This is a genomic window from Nocardia sp. NPDC004568, from assembly GCF_040609955.1.
Lineage (GTDB): Bacteria > Actinomycetota > Actinomycetes > Mycobacteriales > Mycobacteriaceae > Nocardia.
In genome coordinates, this window is the sequence record NZ_JBEXLL010000036.1 from 32,249 (window position 1) to 48,761 (window position 16,513).

Sequence of the window (16,513 nt, forward strand, 5' to 3'; positions counted from 1 at the left end):
GGCCCAGTGCGCTCGGTAGCCGCGCGAAACGGTGTCACGAACGTGGGCCCGGTGCGCTCGGCAGCCGCGCTGTAGCCGCGCGAAACCGGTGTCACGAACGTGGGCCCGGTGCGCTCGGCCGCCGCTCGGTGGACCGCCGGGCGACCGCGTCGGCCACCTCGTCGAGCGCGGTGCGGATCAGCGCGCCGTAGGCGTCGTCGGAGAGGGCGTCCAGCCGTTCGCGGGCAGCAGCGAGCTGTTGCGCGGCAGCCTCCCACGATCCCAGCCGCCGATAGTTGTCGGCCAGGTTCAGATACAGCGACGGATAGAATCCCGCGACCTCCAGGCTCGCGTGGTGCCGCTGCGCCCGCTCGTCGGTGAGGGCGTCGGCCGCGTCGAGGGCGCGGATATCCCAGGCCAGCGCCTGGGCGGGATCGTCGTAGAGATCGGCCAGGTAGTGCGCGAGGGTGCAGCGGTGCAAGGGGTCACCGGTGACGCCGATACCGCGCCAGAGCTCGAGGAGACGGTCGCGGGCGGCGGCGGTGTCTCCGGATCGGCCGAGCGTGACGGCCGCGGTGATCGCGTCCATGGTGGCGTCGGGGGAGAGCTGGTCGGTGCTGGTCACAGGGGAGATCCGTTCTCGTCGGAAACTGCGGGGTCGGCCGGCATGGCCAGGGTGGTGAGGTCGCCGTTGTCCGCGGACCGGACGGCCATGGGATCGGTGCGGCCGCCGATCTCCAGCCGCACATCGGGTCCGATGGCGGTGGTGACGGCCGGGTGCAGGATGGTGAACCCGAAAACGAGTTCGCTGTCGGGGCCGGTGACCCGCGCGGCCAGTTCGGTCGGTGGCCCGCCTCCGGCGCCCGAGACGGTGAGGGTGCCCGCCGCGGTCCGCACCCGCAGGTAGCGGTCGCGCTGCTGTTCCAACGCGCGCAGCAGGTCGTGTCTGGCGACCACGGCGTGGGTGGGCGCCACCGGTAGCGCTGCCAGCAACCCGCGGTGGTCGGGAAACGGTTCGGCCAGCGTGCGACAGCTGCGTACGGCACCGTCGGTGGAGCGGAACCGGACGCTGTGTTCGCCGGCTTCGATATCGATGGAGTGGGCGCCGCGGATCTCCGGCAGCGCTGAGCTCAGGTCGGCGCCGTCGACCGTGGCGGCCCACTCGGCGGATCCGGGCTGTTCGGGGACCAGCGTGCGGGTGGAGAGCCGGTAGCGGTCGGTGGCGGTGAGGGTGAGCGATTCGGGCGTCGCCTCGAGCCGCACCCCGGCCAGCACCGGCAGGTCGGGGTCGGTGCCGGTCGCGGCGAGTATCTGCTCGACCGCCGCCGCCAGCACCGGCCCGCGTACCGTCGCCACCCACCAGCCGGAAGGTTCGCCGAGCGCGACCTTGACCACTTCGGCGGTCCGCCGTGCCTCCCGGGTCCGCTGGAGCAATCCCGCCACGTGATCGTCGATGAGCCCGGCCGCGGTATGCGGGTCGCTTGCGAGTACGCGGGCGATCTCGTCGAGCGGCATATCGATGGCGCGCAGGCGGCGGATCGTCACCGCGCGCTCGACCTGGGCGGGTGCGTAGTAGCGGTATCCGGTGGCCGCGTCGACCCCGGCCGGGGCGAGCAGGCCGGAGTCGTCGTAGAAGCGCAGCGCACTGGGCGTGATACCGCACGAGCGGGCGAACGCGCCGATGGTGATCAGGTCGGATTCGGGCACGCGCCCATCATCGGGCTTCGAGCAGCCTGAAGGTCAAGCCGCGGTCGTGGCTCGTTTCGAGGAGGCGCCGCGGCAGGGCTCGACACCGCCGCGGCCACCGGGAACAGCGAACCATGTGCGGGTCTCGATCCGGCGCAGCGACGCGGTTCACTGCCCTCGATAGGTCCCGAAGCTCCAGTAGTTGCCCTCCGGGTCGGCCACGGTGAACCCGCGCGACCCGTAGTCCTCGTCCTTCAATCCGGCGACGGTTTCCGCGCCGGCGGCGGTGGCACGCGCGTACAGCGCGTCCGGGTCGGCGCAGACCACATAGATCGATTCGGTGCCCGGTATGCGCCGCTCCGGCAATCCGCCACCCTTGTTCGCGGTGCCGAACATGATCCCGCCGCCTTCCGGCCAGCGCATTTCGGCGTGTTCGATTACCGACGGGTCGCTTTCGCGGGCGTACATCGCCGTCAGTTCGAAGCCGAACGCCCGCACCAGGAAGTCCGCGGTGCCGCGGGCATCGGTGAAGGCCAGGCACGGCCAGACGGCCGGTGCGGGGGTGGTGGTCGTGGTGGTGTTCTCTGTTGCGGTCATGAGTTCAGCCTGGCTCGCCGGCCATCTCCGGGTCTTGGACGGATGGAATCTCCTCGGCCAGCCACCGGGTCGGGCTGCATCCGGCCAGCCGGGCGAACTCCCGGTTGAGATGCGGCTGGTCGTAGTAGCCGCACGCGGCGGCGACCTGGGCGATCGAGACGAACGACGGCGTATGCAGCAGCATCTGTTTGGCCCGCTCGAACCGCGCCACCCGCCCGGCCACCTTCGGGCTCGAGCCGAACTCGCTCGTGAAACGTTTGGTGAGGTACTGGCGGCTCCAGCCGATCCGTTCGGCGAGCGGTTCCACGCCCAACGTCCCGTGCGACCCCGTCACCGCCCGCCACGCCCAGCTCAGTTCCGGCCCCACCGACCGTTCGGGGACCAGCAGCCCGGTGAGCACCCGGTCGCATGCCGCGAACCGCTGCGGCCAGCCCGGCTGTTCCTGGAGTTCCTCCCACAGTTGCCGGCCCGGCGCGCCGACGAGATCGGCGAACTCGATCGAGGTACTCCACAGTTCCGCCGCGGGCAGCCCGAACAGCGCCCGGCTGCCCAGCGGGGTGAGCTTGATGGCCACCCCCTCCTGGGTGCCGTCGTGTGCGATCATCGCCGGGCTGTCCTGGAGTCCGCTGAGCACGCAGCGGTAGTCGTCCGGCGACTGGCGGGCGTCGGTGTGGCTGATCACGTCGATGGACGGTCCGATGGCGACGATGAACGTCATATGCCGCGAGGGCAGCCCGCGGTGCAGGCCCGCCTCGTACCCGGTCATGCGGTATCCGATGTACCGGTCGATGAAGGCGGCCAGTGCGGGTGCCGGGTATGCCGTCACCACCTGGGAGGTCGGCTCCATGGGGTCACGGTACGCCGACCGGCCGACATACCAGTGTGTTGACATGCTGAGAGGAAAATGTTTCATTACTCTCAGGCTCCAGTGATCCGGAGCTCCGGCCGAGGGATTGCGCAATGACGAGTTCGCAGGCGCCCGCGCAGCGGGATATCGATCACCACTCCCTGCTGCGCCGATATCTGCCCGACCGCCGCTTCCTGCTGACCCTGCCCCGTGCCGTCGCCCTGCAGATCCTGCATACTGCTGCGACTGGTACCGCCTCTACGGCATCTCCACCCGGCCCCTGCCCGGCAGTTGGCCCGAATTCACCGAGTACTTCGCCGACGCCTGCGCAACCCGGCTCCAGCGCACCGAGGCCGGCGACCGCCTGGCCGCTCAGGCACTGAACCCGCCGTGGTGGGCGCTCGGCGTCGTCCCCGGGTTCGCCGTCCGCGCTGTACAGCACGAACGGGCCATCGAACTCCTCGACATCACCCCGCGACCCGGCGACCGCATGAAGTTCGCCGCCTTCTCCGCCGCCCTGCGCGCGGGCGCCCGCGCGCATGCCCCGGCCGACCGTCGCCCCCGGCACTCACCCGCGTAGACTGCTGTCCTCGTGAGTCTCACCCTCGGAATCGTCGGCCTGCCCAACGTCGGAAAATCGACGCTGTTCAACGCGCTGACCCGCAACGACGTGCTCGCCGCGAACTACCCCTTCGCGACCATCGAGCCCAATGTCGGCGTGGTTCCGCTGCCCGACCCCCGCCTGGACAAACTCGCCGAGATCTTCGACTCCGCCCGCACGGTCCCCGCCACCGTCTCCTTCGTCGATATCGCCGGCATCGTGAAGGGCGCCTCCGAGGGCGCCGGCCTCGGCAACAAGTTCCTCGCCAACATCCGCGAAGCCGACGCCATCTGCCAGGTCGTCCGCGTCTTCGCCGACGACGATGTGGTGCACGTGGACGGCCAGGTGAATCCCGCCTCCGATATCGAGGTCATCGAAACCGAACTGATCCTCGCCGACCTGCAGACCCTCGAGAAGGCGGTCGTCCGCCTGGAGAAGGAAGCCAAGGTCAAAAAGGACCGCAAGCCCTACGCCGACGCCGCCGAGCAGGCCCAGGAAATCCTCAACAGCGGCCGAACCCTGTTCCACGCCGCGAAGGAGATCGACGGGGAACTCCTGAAAGAGCTGTCCCTGCTCACCACGAAGCCGTTCCTGTACGTCTTCAACGCCGACGAGTCGGTGCTCAGCGACGAAGCCAAAGTCGCCGAACTGAAAGCCTCTGTGGCCCCGGCCGATTCGGTCTTCCTCGACGCCAAGGTCGAATCCGAACTCCTCGAACTCGACGAGGAATCCGCCACCGAACTGCTGGAGTCCATCGGCCAGACCGAACCCGGCCTGCACGCCCTGGCCCGGGCGGGCTTCCACACCCTCGGATTGCAGACCTACCTCACCGCCGGCCCGAAAGAGTCCCGCGCGTGGACGATCCACCAGGGCGATACCGCGCCGAAAGCGGCGGGCGTCATCCATACCGACTTCGAACGCGGGTTCATCAAGGCCGAAGTGGTGGCCTTCGACGACCTGGTCGAGGCGGGATCGATGGCCGCGGCGAAGGCGGCGGGCAAGGTCCGGATGGAGGGCAAGGACTACATCATGGCCGACGGCGACGTGGTCGAGTTCCGTAGCGGACTAGCCTCTGGGGGAAAGAAGTAGAGGAGGCGCCTGCGATGCAGGAGGTCGTCGGTGCAAGCGGTCGGACCTGGCAGTTCGGTGAGACACAACAGTTTGGCGAAGCGAGCGGGTTCGGGAAGGTTTTCCGTGGGTTCGATGATGCCCCCGTTCTTCTTCAAGCAGTGGGGTGGCCGCACCCCAAGCAGAACGGCCGCACCCCCGACGGCCGGACCTGGGACCAGGTGCCGTCCATCCGCACCTGATCTCAGGCACCCACAAGGTTGTTGACGACATACGTGGCAAAGGGATTTGGTCGGAATGGCGGCTACGGTTTCGTACGCATGGGGACCTGGGTGGCAAGGTGGTGTGCGGTCGGCTGGTTTCGAGGATGACCACAAGAAGGGGGTGCGGTCGGCTGTCGTCGTATTCCCCCGCTCCGCTATTGATCACTAGGCATCACGCACAGCCGGGGTTCGCTTTCGGAGTGCGCGTGGGCTCAGGTGGTGAGGTCACAGCTCATTTCGATAGCAGGAACGCTGCGACTGCTACGGAAGTCGCGAATGCCGGTGGGAGTGAACCCGTGCCCTCGGGCCAGACGCTGCATGGGAATGTTGTCTTCCAGTGTCCACAGCACAGCTCGCTGGCAATTGTTCTCCTTCAGCCACTGTATCTGGGTCTGCATCAACTGATGGCCGACTCCTGTGCCACGCACTTCGGGGTCGATCCACATCGCGCAGATCTCCTGCACGCCAGCGCGTTCGGTACGTACAGCAGAAATGTCACCCACCCATCTCCCGTCATGAACCGCGGCAAAACTGCTGGTGCGCCCTTTGATCTTGTCGCGCCATACCTCCTCGGACCGCGCCTTGGCCTCCTCGTAGGTCACCCTGTACGCTGACGGCGCTTCTGCGATAGACCGAAGCGCGAGATCGCTTTCTTTTGCCCAGTCATGCTCGGTCTTCCGATGGATGGTGACGGAACCGGCATCCACCCGTCCCGTGGCAGGTCTCGTCGAGGCCGCCTGCGTGGCCGGCGGATGCCCTGCACCGGGTGCACCGTCGAAGTGATGGGCAGATACTGCTGCGTGTCCGCCTCTTCCACCGCGTTCGAAGGCATCCGATACCGGCCGTAATCTCTCGGCCGTTTCCGCCGGCATTCTGTGGCGGAAACGACCGACATCGCCGATGACGCCTATCAACCGCCGAAACGCGTCACCCCAGGTTGGCAACAACCCCGACATGTACACCCTTTCCAGCAGGTGATCATCACTTCCGGTCTGCCTTCTCGTCCGGCCGGCGCGACACGACGCTCAATTGTCAGACACAATTCTGTGAACCATCCACGGGTAAGGGACCGGCTTCGGTTTCAGACCAGCGCCGGGTGGCGTGGCGTTTGTTGAGCGTAGTACGCGACCTCGTACTCGGCCGGGGGAAGGAGCGGCTCGAGTAGTTGCGGGGCGGCACGACGGACGAGATCGCCGATCATTTTCGTCGGCTCTTTGGCCTCGGAATCGAGGTACTGCCACCTTTCGGCGAGAGCACGCAGGGCATGGCGCAGTGCGTCTTCGGGACCGTTCAAGCCTCAGGGCCGCAGACCCGCCAGGTGACGGGTAAGCGCGATTTGCGTCTTGCCGGTGGTCTCCCGCCGAAGAGCGTCGGGGGCGTGGACGAGCATCGCCTTCATCGTGACCATGGCCGCTGCGCGCTGCTCGACGGCTTGGTCGTGGGCGATCTTGAGCTGACGGATCATCTCGGATTCTCCGTCGGCGCTTTTCGGGGTGGTGGTGGCGAATCCGGCCAGGACTACCCGATCTTTGCGGGATCCGGCACCAAAATACCGACAGTCGTAGGCATCCCCAACCGAGCCTCTGGAATCCGAAAGTATCTGCACTGTAAGCGATTCCGTGAACATCACGGACATGTATCGGCTGGATTCAACTGGTCGTCGCAACATCCTGATTTTGGAGGTGTTGTGTGGGTGCTGTGCAACGGTGGCGTGAGGTTCGGTTGTATAGGGGGCAGATTCCATCACCGGGGCGACCGGCGGTGGCGTGGCGTGAGGATCGGGTGCGGTTCTGGGCGGCGATAGCACGTGGCGCGATGAACGTCCCCCGGAGGTCGCCGATCGGGCGGTTCCCGGGCATTGGGAAGGTGATTTGATCATCGGGTTGCAGCGGTCGGCGGTCGGGACACTCGTCGAACGCACGACCCGGTTCACGATGTTGATCCACCTGCCCAGAGAGCGGGGTTATGGCCTCGTGCCGCGAACGAAGACGGTCCGGCTCTCGCGGAGCCGATGGATGCCAAATCTCCCGCTCTTCGATGCGCCACCGGCCACATCCCGGACGACGTGTCGCCGGCCGTGGCCTCGATCCTGACCCGCCACGCAACCGCCGCCGCGCGGATGAACGCCTTCTACTGGAAATTGTTCCGTGGCGATATCCACGCGGAATACCCGGGCGAGTAGAGCAGATCGGGCCGGTACCCCATCGCTTGCGCGCATATTGTTGAGCGGGTGCCCCGCTGCTGCCGACGCCTCTCCTGATCCCATCGGGAGAGGCGGTGGGGTTCGGTCGGGGTTCGGAACGTCCGCGGCGGCAGCGGGGTCGGCGCGCGCTCGGGAAAGTGGAGGATGCAGTCCGGTCTACAAGTCAGGCCTGGATCACCTCGATCCTGGTCAGTGCGTTGAACGAGTCGCAGCTGGCCCAGGACTGGTTCTGTCCGTACTGCACCGGGCCGTACTTCCAGTAGGTGAACGGGACGGGCCACGCGACGCAGGTGAGTTTCACCTGATGCCAGGTCGGCAGCTCGCAATTGGCCATTCCGCCGGTGTTGAAAACGTTGTAGACGTGACAGTTGGCCTGCCACACCGGGACATCGGCCTGGGCGACGCCGCCACCGGCGAGCACGGTGGCCGCGGTCGCGCCGGCGACGACGGCGCCGGCCGCAAGACGCTTCGCAGAGAACATTCGGAACCTCCTGGTTTGATGTTGTATGAACACATCGCCCAGGGGTCGCGCTTGTTACTCGAACCGTTTGTCACGTGCACTGTCGTCCCGAGTGACCTCGATGATCGTTTCGTCGCTGTGCCGGCAACCCACATCCTTCTGATCGGCCGACTTTCCGCCTTCCGGGTCGAATCCGCCCGGTTGTCGCGTCGGGTCGCGCCGAGGAGGTACGGTCCGTCGGAAAATCGCGCCGAGCAGCGCAGCGAGTGTGTCGGGCGCCGAGTTCCCGGCTCGAACAGTCATTGCGCCGACCATCCGGTGGGTATGACGTGACCGGATCGTTGCCGAGGCGAGGTAATGGAGTTGTGAAGGCCGGTGGCGACATTGTGGGGTTCTGGCATGGACGAATCCACGCGGGCGAAAGCGGGTTCGGCGCCGCGGCCACGGCTGCGTGACTGCCTCGGGCCCGCCGAATACGGTCGTCTCGTCGAGGTGTGGCGAAGTGCGGTGATGGCGACTCATCACTTTCTCGCCGAAGCCGACCGCGCGGACATCGAGAGTCGATTGATCGATAGGTACTTTCCTCAGGTCACGCTCACGGTAATGGATATCGACGGGGAGGTGATCGCCTTCTCGGGAACGGCCGGCGACAGCCTCGAGATGCTGTTCGTGGCGGCCGATGCCCGGGGTCGCGGTGCCGGGAGTGAGCTGGTCGCGCACGCGGTCCGCGAGCAGGGGGTGCGGCGGGTGGATGTGAACGAGCAGAACGAGCAGGCCGTGCGTTTCTACACGCGACGCGGATTCGTCGTGGTGGGGCGAAGCGACCAGGACGAAGCGGGGAGACCGTATCCATTGCTGCATATGGCCTCGGCGGAGTGAAGTCGGTGCACGCGCTGCTCTGGTCGTGAGAAACGCATGTGCGCGTCGGCCCGGACGCTCGAAGAAAGTGATACCGGCCTGCCGCTCACATGATCACGATCCTGCGCCTCGGACGATGAGGACTCGGCGCCCGCGGGTATGACCGGCCCGGCTATCGGCGTGCGTGCGAGCGGCATCCGCGAGCGGGTAGGACTTCTCGACCGGGATGTGAGGTCGCCCTCGTGTGAGGAGGTCGGTGGCTTCGGTGAGCGCTCCGGTCACTGCCCCGAGCGGCGGCCGATCCGGATGCCGCGTTGAACGAGATCTTCCCCATGATCGAGGCGGCCTGGGCAGCCGCCGGTATTTCCGGCACTGCCCGGAAAGCCGTGCAGTGAGACAGCGCGACGCCATCGGGCGAGAAATTCCGGTTCGTCACGGGCCGAAGAGCGCGGGGGGCGACGGACGACCCAGCCCGGTCGGCCCCGGATCCATGGTTCGCGCGCCGCTGACATTCCTCCAAGACATCGGTCGTTGCCGCCCCGCAGAGTAGTGCGACGGGTGGGACAGTTCGGGGACAGAGCAACCCGACCCGGGCCCCGAGGAACGTAAGGCAGAGAAATGCGGATACTCATCTCCGGCGCCGGTATCGCCGGGCCGGTGCTGGCGTACTGGCTCACCCGATACGGCTTTTCCGTCACGGTCGTCGAGCGCGCACCGGCACCGCGCAAGACCGGCGGACACGCGGTCGACCTGTTCCGGCCCGCGATGGACATCTCGGAGAAGATGGGCGTGCTCCCGCGCATCGAGGAACGGATCACCGGTACGAATCGGATGGTCCTCCTCCCCGAGGGGCAGCGGCGCCCCGCCCGGGTGGACCTGTCCAAGATCTTCGGCGCCGCCTCGGATCGGCACGCCGAGATCATGCGCGACGACCTGAGCGAGATCTATTACACGGCCGGGTGTGACGAGGTGGAGTACCTGTTCGGTGATTCGGTCACCGCGATCTCGCCGGAGGGGAAGTGCTGTTCGAGAAGGCCGCGCCGCGCCGCTTCGACCTCGTCGTCGGCGCGGACGGGTTGCACTCGACTGTTCGCCGCCTGGTCTTCGGGGACGAATCCCGCTTCAGCGCCTTCGTCGGTGCCTATCTCGCGGTGATCGAACTACCCGAAACCTACGGCGTAGACGGCGAACTCCGCATCCACGTCGGTGTCGGCCGCACCGCGGGTATGTATCGCGCGCGGCATCTGGGTCACGCGCGAGCCCTGTTCCTGTTCCGCGGGGAGCGTGCCCTCGACTACCACCACCACGATGTGCCCCGGCAGAAAGAGCTGCTGCGCACCGCGTTCAGCGGGGTGGACCCCGAGGTGCAGGGCTGGCTCGACGCGCTCGACCACAGCCCGGCCTTCTACTTCGACTCGATCACCCAGGTCCGCATGGACACCTGGTCACGGGGCAGGGTCACACTCGTCGGCGACGCGGGCTACTGTCCCGGCCCCGCCGTCGGGGGCAGCACCAGCCTGGCCGTCGTCGGGGCGTATGTGCTGGCCGGAGAGCTGACGCGGGCGGGTGGCGATCCGGAGTGCGCCTTTCCGGCCTACGAGCGGGCGATGGCCGAGCATGTGCGCGGCAGCCGTGCGGTCGGGCTGAGCGCGGCGAGAACCCTGGTCCCCACGTCCCGCCGCGGGGTGTGGGGGCTGGTGCAGGGCGCCCGCCTGCTCTCCGTCCTGCCCGCGCGGGCCGGACGCGCCTTCCTCCGGCTCACCACCGAGAGCGCACGCGTCCACAACTCCATGACTGTCGAGGACTACTCGCTGCCGGGAGCGTCGGCCTAGCCGGCGGTAGCGGCCGGACCGCCGGGGCGGGCCCGCTTCAGGGTGCCGACACTCAGGGATCCACTCGCGGTGCTCCGCAGCTCCTTTTCCGCTGCGCGGACGTAGCTCTCGGGATCCTTGTCCACGGGTCGTACGCCGGCGTAGTTCCGTGCCTCGTACGCGGCGAAGGCGACGGCCAGCCGATGTCGACGTGACAGATCCGCCAGTCGGCGGAAATCGGTCAGGCCCTCGCGCTCTTCCTCGGCCATGTGATCGCTGTTGGCGGTGTTCGCCGCCGCTACGGCCGTGTACCAGTCGTCACTGCCAACCCGGTGACGTGCCACTTCGGCGACCGCGTCCCGGATCTCGTTGTGGTCGTGGACGGCGTCGATGGTCTCCGCCTCCACCCCGGCCGCGCGCCGGGCCGCGATACCCACCTGGAGCAGCGCGGGATAGAAGATCTCCTCCTCCGCCTGGGCGTGCAGTTCGAGGAAGGCCGCCAGTCTCCCCCAGACGGCGGAGAGGACGCCGGTCTCCCGGCGATCGATTTCCTCCAGGATCGCGAACAGCCGCCGCTGCTCGTGGTGGTCGTCGAGGATCAGCTGGGTGATGTCCATGATCACTCCCTGCTACCGCACTTCGGGTCGGTATCGGACGTGGGGCGCGCTGTCGTCCGGCCGTCGGAATGTCCATCGGGGAGCCGACGATATCGCACCACCGCGCTGTCCTGCCGCCAACGCACCGTGGGGTTTCCTCACGTCGATCGGCGGGTCGGGCACGAAGCGAGAGCGGCCGCGGGTGTGCGGGGCCGCGCGTCGTATTCCCGGTGGCGGTCGGTAGCAGCCGGGCGTGCCACGGTAGGCCGAGTTCATCGTGTGCGTCCGTCCGCGAGCTCGCGGATCGCGGTGGCCAGCGGTTTCCATACGTGTTCGGGCAGTTCGTGCCCCATTTCGGGCAGCAGCAGGCGGGAGCCGGCAATACGCGACGCGATGGCACGCGCGGGCGCCGGGTTTGATCAGTGGGGCGTCTTCGCCGTGCACGACCAGGGTGGGCCGGGTGATTCCGGTGATCGCGGGGCCGCTCCACCGGGCCCCGATCTGCCGGCTCTGGGCCTCCGCGTCGTGGATGCTGCTGTCCGGCTCGGCTTCCACCCGTCGGGGAGCCAGTGCCGGTCGGCGCCCAGCCCGGTGGCGACGAGCAGTGGTTCGCCCCCTCGTTCCGGCAGGCATCGGTCGAACGTGAGGCGCACCGCTCCGTTCTGCGCCCAGCGTCGCGGTCCGGGAAAGCCGACCCGACAGTCTGGGAACGACCCGACGGCAGGCGCGGTCCGGCGCCCTCGCACAGCCGGGCCGAACTGGCCGCCGCCGCGATGGAACTCGCCGGCCGGGGCGGACTGGCCGCCGTCTCCACGCGCCGGATCGCGCAGCAACTCGGGGTGAGTCAATCGGCGCTGTACCGCTACGTGTCGGGTCGTGACGATGTCCTCGACCTCATGGCCGACGCCGCCGCCGGTGAGATCGACCTCGGCGTACCGCTGACCGGCGTGGCGATCGACGACCTCACCGCGTTGGGAATCCGGGCGAAGGATGTCTACGTGAAGTATCCGTGGCCGGCCGATATACCGGTCGAGCCGTTACGGGTCGGGCCGCGCGGAATCGACTATCTCGAATACGCACTACGGGCCATGGCGGCCGTCGACGCGCCCGGACAGGTGAAACTGCAGACCGTCGCGGTACTGACCGCGCTCGCTCAGCAATTCGCTCGCGCCGAGCTGGATGAGCGGACGGCGAACGAATCGCGCCGTCTCGCTCAGATGGCCTATGTGCGGGAGGTCGCCGGGGCGGGACGGCATCCGTATCTGGCCGACGCGCTCGCCACGCCGGACCGCGCCGCGGGGCCGGGAGAGCTGTTCGAACCACTGTTGCGCCGGGCCCTCACCGGTGTGTTGACGCCGGCCTGAACCGGTCAGGTCGCGGATCGACGCGTCGCCGGGCCGGGTGCCGCCCACACCGCGTGCACCCCCGCCGGCCCCGCGCCCCGATCCGTCGCCACGATCAGCGCCACGCAACCGATACCCGACAGCACCAGGCTCGAGCCGAACAGCGCCGGATACCCGAGTAGTTCGCCGACCGTCCCCGCGGCGAACCCCGCGATACCCTGCACCACCACGATCGCGCAGGCCAGCAGCGTGTAGTCACTGCCGGCGTGATCGGGGTCGGCGGCGTCCATCATGAGAGTGAACACCGCCACGGTCGCGGCGCCACCGAGTATGTGTTCGGCGAGGCTCGCGGTGACGATCAACCCGAAGCCGCCGGGCCCCAGCGCCGCGAGCAGATAGAGGGCCAGGCTGAGGGTCTGCGTCACACCGCCGATGAGCAGCGCGCGCCGCCGGCCGCGCCGATAGCACAGCCAGCCGCCCACGGCCGCGCCCGCGAGCGCGCCGGCCGAGGACAGGACCCCTTTGACCAGGGCTATCTGCCCCAGGGTGAGGCCGGTGTCGGACATGAACGGGCCGACCATCGCCGAGCCCATCGAGTCGCCGAATTTGAAGCCCCCGAGGAGGAGGATGAACGCGAGCATCCCGGGCCGGCGCAACCGCTGCCACCACCCGATAGGCAACCGGGCCGGGCTCGACGGAGATTTCTCCGAGGTACTGCGAATGGTGGTACGCGGTGACCACCACACCGGAATCGCGCTGAGCAACAACAGGATCGACATCGCGACGAACAGCACGCGCCACCCCGCGAGCGCGAAGAGCCACAGCAGCGCGCCGCCTCCGACGATCATGCCGATCCGGTACGCACCGACCTGGATACCGTTGCCCAGGCCGCGCTGTCGAGGGCCGAGAAGCTGCACGGCGAGCCCGTCGGTGGCGACGTCCTGCGTCGCCGATATCACGTTGACCACGGCGATACCCAGGAGCAGCCAGCGCAGTGACGCCGACAGGTCCAGGCAGGCGAGCCCGAGTGTCACCGCCGACGCGGCGAGTTGCAGGGTCAGCAACCACTGCCGGCGGGTGCCGTAGTGGTCGACGTAGGGCGCCCACAGGAATTTCAGGGCCCACGGCGCGAACAGGATCCCGGTGGCGCTGATCTCGATCAGCGAGAACCCGGATTCGCGCAGCACCACGGGGAGTGCCTGGGTGAAGAATCCGTAGGGAAGTCCCTGGGCGAAATACAGGGCGGTCAGCAGAACCAGAGTCCCGGCGGAGATCGTGCTGCCGGGGCGAGTCATGGTTCTCATGCGGTCATCCTGGCAGATTCGCGGGGCGCCGGTTCCGTGCGCTCACCGTCACGATCCGGTCGCGTGGCCCGGCGCCGGTTCCCCCGCCCCGGCTCCGTTCCTGGGGTGCACTGTTCACCGCCCCCGACCTCGCCGTACCGAAGGACGTACGCCGCAACGGCACCGCTGATCCCCCGGTTCGCCGGCACCGGTGTCCACTCGGGGCCGGGGGCCGGTATGGGAAGCCGAGCCTGCCGAGGGTCGCGCCGATCGCGGTGCTCGTATCCCGGGCGACGAGACCGGGGTACGTGCAGGTCGCAGAGGCGATGACCATTGGTTTCGAGTGCGAAAACGGTTGCGATTCTTGTATCTTGGCCGATATGGATCGGTCCGGCCTGAACCCGCACGAGCCGCATATCGCGCGTATGTACGACTACTATCTCGGTGGCAAAGACCACTACCCGGCCGATGCGGAGGCCGCGGAGAAGGTGTTGCAGGCATTGCCGGAGGTGCGGCTGGCCGCGCAGGCGAACCGGGGGTTCATCCACCGCGCGACCCGGCATCTCGCCCGGGAGGCCGGGGTGACCCAGTTCCTCGATATCGGGACCGGAATCCCGACCGAGCCGAACCTGCACCAGGTGGCCCAGGAGGAGCAGCCGAAAGCGCGCGTCGTCTATGTGGACAACGATCCGATCGTGCTCGCCCACGCCCGCGCCCTGATGGTCGGCACTCCGGAAGGACGCACCGATTACCTCCAGGCCGACGCGACCCGGCCGCAGGAGATCCTGGCGGCGGCGCGCCGCACTCTGGATTTCGACGAGCCGATCGCGCTGTCACTGATCGCCCTGCTGAATTTCGTACCGGGCGCGTACGAGATCACCGAGACCCTCGTGTCCGCGCTGGCTCCGGGTTCGTATCTGGCGATGACCCACCTGACCGCCGACTTCGACCCGGCGGGGATCGCGGCGACGGTGAAGGTGTACGAGGAGCGCGGAATGCACTGCCACCCGCGCGACCGTGCGGAAATCGCGAAGTTCTTCGACGGGATGGAAATTCTGGAACCCGGTGTGGTGCCCATCCACTGGTGGCGCCCGCCGATCGAGCCGCCGAAGTCCATGGACGCGAAGGTGCCCGGCTACGCCGCGGTCGGTCGCAAGTCCTGATCCGCGCCGCGGTGCTCGGCCGATGTGGCCGAGCACCCGGATGCGCCGTTCGTATATACAGCGTGGTCCTGGTGCTGGGGACGGTGCTGTGCCTGGCCGCCGCGTTCGCTGTCACCCTCCCCGCGGACCTCGGTCTGCTCACCGGCGCGCTGCGGTCGCTGTACCCTGAGCGGACAGCCGGGAGCCTGTGCGACGGAATCGTCGTGCTCGCGGTTCTCGAGTTCGGGCACACCCTGTGGGCGGTGACCTGGTGGCGGCGCCGCCGGGCCCGCCTGCGCGGCGCGGAGGCCGGATTTCGGTTCGGTGCCACGGCGCGGGTTCCCGGGAGCCGCGGGTAGGGCGGGCGGATGAGCGACTGGAGGGACGATCGCGTGCGGTCCGCGATCGAGGGCCGGAATCCGACCGTCTTCGCTGAGCTCGACGCGGCTTTCGCGGTGATCGGTGATGTGCAGTTCCTACCCGGTTACTCCCTTGCCTTGACCAGAGTGCCGGGCGTCGACCGGCTCACCGATCTGCCCCGGCGTGAAAGGGTGCGGTTCCTGGCCGATGTCGATCTCGTCGCCACCGCGGTCGAAGCGGTGTGTGCGGCGCGTGACCCGCGATACCGGCGCCTCAATGTCGAGATCCTGGGCAATACGCACCCTTTTCTGCACGCTCATCTGTGGCCCCGGTACGACTGGGAACCCGAGGAGATCGTCGGCAAGCCGGTATGGGGTTATCCGGACGACCGCTGGCACGACCCGGTGACCGCGCTCGGGCAGCGGCACGAGGAACTGCGCACGGCCCTGGCCGCGGAGGTCGACCGGCTGCGGGCCTCGGCCGAATACGGGTTCGACGGATAGCCGGTCGTGGCGGTGGAACGGCGCCGCGGAGCTTTCGGATCGGGCGGGAATTGACCTCAACTTTTGTTGAGGTCATAGCGTTCGCGTTCGGAAGGGAGACGACGTGACGGTTTTGGTGACGGGCGCGACCGGGAACACCGGAAAATACGTGGTGGCGGAGCTGCTGCGCAGGGGTAGGACGGTGCGGGCGCTGACCCGCGACCCGCGCCGGGCGGCCACGCTGCTGCCCGCGGAGGCGGAACTGGTATCGGGTACGCACACCGCCCCCGAGACGCTGGACACGGCGCTGGACGGTGTCACCGGGCTGCACATCACCGTGACGGCCGGTGTGGCCGAGACCGGACCCGAACTGGTCCGGCGGGCGGTCTCCGCCGGAGTCGCGCGGATCACCATCCTCTGGGGTGGGTACGTCGGTCCGGCCGAATCGGCGGTGGAGCGGTCCGGAGTCGCGTGGACGCGGCTGGAACCGCAGGAGTTCATGGCCAACGCGCTCACCTGGGCGGAATCCGTTCGCAGCGAGGGGGTGGTGCGGGAACCGTTCGATCTGCCGAGCGCGGTGGTCCACGAAGGCGACCTCGGTACGGTGGCGGCGATCGCGCACACCGAGGAAGGTCATGCGGGGCGTGCGTACAACCTCAACGGGCCCGAAGCGCTGACGACCGGCGCGCGGGTGGCGCTGCTCGCCGGTGCGCTCGGCCGGGAGATCGCCTTCGAGCAGATCGGTCGCGCACGAGCCATCGAAAGGATGCTGCGCGAGGGGGTCTCGCGGGCCGATGCCGAGTACGTTGTGGGCTGGCACGCCGACCCGCCACCGGAGGCGCGGAGCCCGGACGGCACCCTGGACCGGATTCTCGGCCGGCCCGCCCGCACCTTCGCCGACTGGCTGCGTGAGCACAGAGACCGCTTCTGAGCG

21 protein-coding genes and 3 pseudogenes are annotated in these 16,513 nt (G+C 68.3%); 12 read left to right on the forward strand and 12 right to left on the reverse strand.

Annotated features, from left to right (window positions below; translation table 11 throughout):
• Positions 1–91: 91 nt before the first annotated feature.
• The 5 genes from ABZV91_RS17740 to ABZV91_RS17760 all read right to left on the reverse strand — a co-directional run bounded on the left by ABZV91_RS17740 (position 92) and on the right by ABZV91_RS17760 (position 3,345).
• Positions 92–568, reverse strand: a complete 477-nt coding sequence (locus ABZV91_RS17740) for a hypothetical protein (protein ID WP_355242529.1) — start codon at positions 566–568, stop codon at positions 92–94.
• A 32-nt stretch (positions 569–600) separates the two neighbouring features.
• Positions 601–1,686 (reverse strand): MerR family transcriptional regulator, encoded by a 1,086-nt coding sequence (locus tag ABZV91_RS17745; protein WP_355242433.1) that lies wholly within the window; start codon positions 1,684–1,686, stop codon positions 601–603.
• 147 nt (positions 1,687–1,833) lie between these two features.
• Positions 1,834–2,262, reverse strand: coding sequence for a VOC family protein (locus ABZV91_RS17750; protein ID WP_355242436.1), 429 nt, complete (start codon positions 2,260–2,262; stop codon positions 1,834–1,836).
• A 4-nt stretch (positions 2,263–2,266) separates the two neighbouring features.
• Positions 2,267–3,109, reverse strand: coding sequence for a helix-turn-helix domain-containing protein (locus ABZV91_RS17755; RefSeq protein ID WP_355242439.1), 843 nt, complete (start codon positions 3,107–3,109; stop codon positions 2,267–2,269).
• Between the two features lie 71 nt (positions 3,110–3,180).
• Positions 3,181–3,345 (reverse strand): hypothetical protein, encoded by a 165-nt coding sequence (locus tag ABZV91_RS17760; RefSeq protein WP_355242535.1) that lies wholly within the window; start codon positions 3,343–3,345, stop codon positions 3,181–3,183.
• A 44-nt stretch (positions 3,346–3,389) separates the two neighbouring features.
• Here ABZV91_RS17760 and ABZV91_RS17765 point away from each other — a divergent pair, with 44 nt between their 5' ends.
• From ABZV91_RS17765 to ABZV91_RS17775, 3 genes are read left to right on the forward strand one after another with little or no spacing between them, the layout of a single operon-like run.
• Positions 3,390–3,689, forward strand: coding sequence for an oxygenase MpaB family protein (locus ABZV91_RS17765; RefSeq protein ID WP_355242532.1), 300 nt, complete (start codon positions 3,390–3,392; stop codon positions 3,687–3,689).
• Positions 3,690–3,701: 12 nt separating this feature from the next.
• Positions 3,702–4,799: a redox-regulated ATPase YchF gene (ychF, locus tag ABZV91_RS17770; protein WP_355242442.1), complete on the forward strand. Its 1,098-nt coding sequence runs from the start codon at positions 3,702–3,704 to the stop codon at positions 4,797–4,799.
• Positions 4,800–4,813: 14 nt separating this feature from the next.
• Positions 4,814–5,020 (forward strand): hypothetical protein, encoded by a 207-nt coding sequence (locus ABZV91_RS17775; RefSeq protein ID WP_355242445.1) that lies wholly within the window; start codon positions 4,814–4,816, stop codon positions 5,018–5,020.
• 233 nt (positions 5,021–5,253) lie between these two features.
• Here the strand turns inward: ABZV91_RS17775 and ABZV91_RS17780 are convergent, their stop codons facing one another.
• The 3 genes from ABZV91_RS17780 to ABZV91_RS17790 all read right to left on the reverse strand — a co-directional run bounded on the left by ABZV91_RS17780 (position 5,254) and on the right by ABZV91_RS17790 (position 6,668).
• The gene (locus ABZV91_RS17780) at positions 5,254–5,997 is read right to left on the reverse strand and encodes a GNAT family N-acetyltransferase (protein WP_355242448.1); all 744 of its coding nucleotides are present in this window, start codon (positions 5,995–5,997) and stop codon (positions 5,254–5,256) included.
• 125 nt (positions 5,998–6,122) lie between these two features.
• The gene (locus ABZV91_RS17785; RefSeq protein ID WP_355242451.1) at positions 6,123–6,335 is read right to left on the reverse strand and encodes a hypothetical protein; all 213 of its coding nucleotides are present in this window, start codon (positions 6,333–6,335) and stop codon (positions 6,123–6,125) included.
• A gap of 3 nt (positions 6,336–6,338) precedes the next feature.
• Entirely contained in the window at positions 6,339–6,668 is a 330-nt protein-coding gene (locus ABZV91_RS17790) for a hypothetical protein (RefSeq protein ID WP_355242454.1), read from the reverse strand.
• A gap of 190 nt (positions 6,669–6,858) precedes the next feature.
• Here ABZV91_RS17790 and ABZV91_RS17795 point away from each other — a divergent pair.
• Together ABZV91_RS17795 and ABZV91_RS17800 are read left to right on the forward strand one after the other, a co-directional pair.
• Positions 6,859–7,029, forward strand: a pseudogene (locus tag ABZV91_RS17795) (IS30 family transposase); the annotation flags it as partial.
• Positions 7,030–7,052: 23 nt separating this feature from the next.
• Positions 7,053–7,223, forward strand: coding sequence for a hypothetical protein (locus ABZV91_RS17800; protein ID WP_355242456.1), 171 nt, complete (start codon positions 7,053–7,055; stop codon positions 7,221–7,223).
• 184 nt (positions 7,224–7,407) lie between these two features.
• Here ABZV91_RS17800 and ABZV91_RS17805 read toward each other — a convergent pair whose 3' ends face one another.
• Positions 7,408–7,725 (reverse strand): hypothetical protein, encoded by a 318-nt coding sequence (locus tag ABZV91_RS17805; protein ID WP_355242459.1) that lies wholly within the window; start codon positions 7,723–7,725, stop codon positions 7,408–7,410.
• Positions 7,726–8,103: 378 nt separating this feature from the next.
• Here ABZV91_RS17805 and ABZV91_RS17810 point away from each other — a divergent pair, with 378 nt between their 5' ends.
• Positions 8,104–8,583 carry a GNAT family N-acetyltransferase gene (locus tag ABZV91_RS17810; protein ID WP_355242462.1) on the forward strand — a complete coding sequence of 160 codons (480 nt, stop codon included), beginning with the start codon at positions 8,104–8,106 and terminating at the stop codon, positions 8,581–8,583.
• Between the two features lie 93 nt (positions 8,584–8,676).
• Here ABZV91_RS17810 and ABZV91_RS17815 read toward each other — a convergent pair.
• Positions 8,677–8,850 (reverse strand): annotated as a pseudogene (locus ABZV91_RS17815) (zinc-binding dehydrogenase); the annotation flags it as partial.
• A gap of 330 nt (positions 8,851–9,180) precedes the next feature.
• On the opposite strand from ABZV91_RS17815, the pseudogene ABZV91_RS17820 reads away from it, so the two are divergent.
• Positions 9,181–10,394: pseudogene (locus ABZV91_RS17820) on the forward strand (FAD-dependent monooxygenase).
• Here ABZV91_RS17820 and ABZV91_RS17825 read toward each other — a convergent pair.
• The gene (locus ABZV91_RS17825) at positions 10,391–10,990 is read right to left on the reverse strand and encodes a hemerythrin domain-containing protein (RefSeq protein ID WP_355242465.1); all 600 of its coding nucleotides are present in this window, start codon (positions 10,988–10,990) and stop codon (positions 10,391–10,393) included. The pseudogene ABZV91_RS17820 and the gene ABZV91_RS17825 overlap by 4 nt on opposite strands.
• 548 nt (positions 10,991–11,538) lie before the next feature.
• Here ABZV91_RS17825 and ABZV91_RS17830 point away from each other — a divergent pair.
• The gene (locus ABZV91_RS17830; RefSeq protein WP_355242468.1) at positions 11,539–12,333 is read left to right on the forward strand and encodes a helix-turn-helix domain-containing protein; all 795 of its coding nucleotides are present in this window, start codon (positions 11,539–11,541) and stop codon (positions 12,331–12,333) included.
• Positions 12,334–12,338: 5 nt separating this feature from the next.
• On the opposite strand, the gene ABZV91_RS17835 is transcribed toward ABZV91_RS17830, so the two are convergent.
• Positions 12,339–13,616 (reverse strand): MFS transporter, encoded by a 1,278-nt coding sequence (locus tag ABZV91_RS17835; RefSeq protein WP_355242471.1) that lies wholly within the window; start codon positions 13,614–13,616, stop codon positions 12,339–12,341.
• A gap of 359 nt (positions 13,617–13,975) precedes the next feature.
• Here ABZV91_RS17835 and ABZV91_RS17840 point away from each other — a divergent pair, with 359 nt between their 5' ends.
• The 4 genes from ABZV91_RS17840 to ABZV91_RS17855 all read left to right on the forward strand — a co-directional run bounded on the left by ABZV91_RS17840 (position 13,976) and on the right by ABZV91_RS17855 (position 16,510).
• Positions 13,976–14,758 carry an SAM-dependent methyltransferase gene (locus ABZV91_RS17840; RefSeq protein WP_355242473.1) on the forward strand — a complete coding sequence of 261 codons (783 nt, stop codon included), beginning with the start codon at positions 13,976–13,978 and terminating at the stop codon, positions 14,756–14,758.
• Between the two features lie 62 nt (positions 14,759–14,820).
• A complete protein-coding gene (locus tag ABZV91_RS17845) occupies positions 14,821–15,096 on the forward strand; it encodes a hypothetical protein (RefSeq protein ID WP_355242476.1) in 276 nt (91 codons plus the stop codon).
• A 9-nt stretch (positions 15,097–15,105) separates the two neighbouring features.
• Positions 15,106–15,600 carry an HIT domain-containing protein gene (locus ABZV91_RS17850; protein WP_355242478.1) on the forward strand — a complete coding sequence of 165 codons (495 nt, stop codon included), beginning with the start codon at positions 15,106–15,108 and terminating at the stop codon, positions 15,598–15,600.
• A 103-nt stretch (positions 15,601–15,703) separates the two neighbouring features.
• Positions 15,704–16,510 carry an NmrA family NAD(P)-binding protein gene (locus ABZV91_RS17855; RefSeq protein WP_355242481.1) on the forward strand — a complete coding sequence of 269 codons (807 nt, stop codon included), beginning with the start codon at positions 15,704–15,706 and terminating at the stop codon, positions 16,508–16,510.
• Positions 16,511–16,513: the final 3 nt, after the last annotated feature.